Source organism: Deinococcus roseus (assembly GCF_014646895.1).
In the GTDB taxonomy this organism is placed as follows: Bacteria; Deinococcota; Deinococci; order Deinococcales; family Deinococcaceae; genus Deinococcus_C; species Deinococcus_C roseus.
In genome coordinates, this window is the sequence record NZ_BMOD01000003.1 from 265,435 (window position 1) to 265,856 (window position 422).

General features: G+C 63.0%; 1 protein-coding gene. It reads left to right on the top strand.

Features of this window, described 5'->3' with window-relative positions; translation table 11 throughout:
* Positions 1-422 (top strand): LLM class flavin-dependent oxidoreductase (locus IEY52_RS26620; protein WP_229684659.1); only part of this gene is annotated, 422 nt, incomplete at both ends.

The window sequence follows — 422 nt, forward strand, 5'->3', positions numbered from 1 at the left end:
GGCCTCCGCCCTCGCTCCCCTCACCCACAACCTCAAATTCCTGGTCGCCGTCCGGCCCGGACTCATCTCCCCGGCCCTCGCCGCCCGCATGACCGCAGCGTTAGACCGCATCTCTAACGGTCGCGTTTCCTTGAATCTGGTCAGCGGATCGGGAGACAAAGCCCTGCTGGCAGAAGGCCTCCCCGAGCAGTACCTGGACAAAGACCAGCGCTACGCCCTGACCAGAGAGTGGGTGCACATCTTCCGAGCCCTCTTGCAGGGGGAGAAAGTGACCTACCAGGGAGAGCACCTGCAGATCACGGAGGGTCAACTGCAGTTCCAGCCTGTGCAGCAACCGCTTCCTCCGGTGTACTTCGGGGGAAGCAGTGAACCAGCGATTGGGGTGGCTGCGGAGTACACGGATGTGTACCTGACCTGGGGTG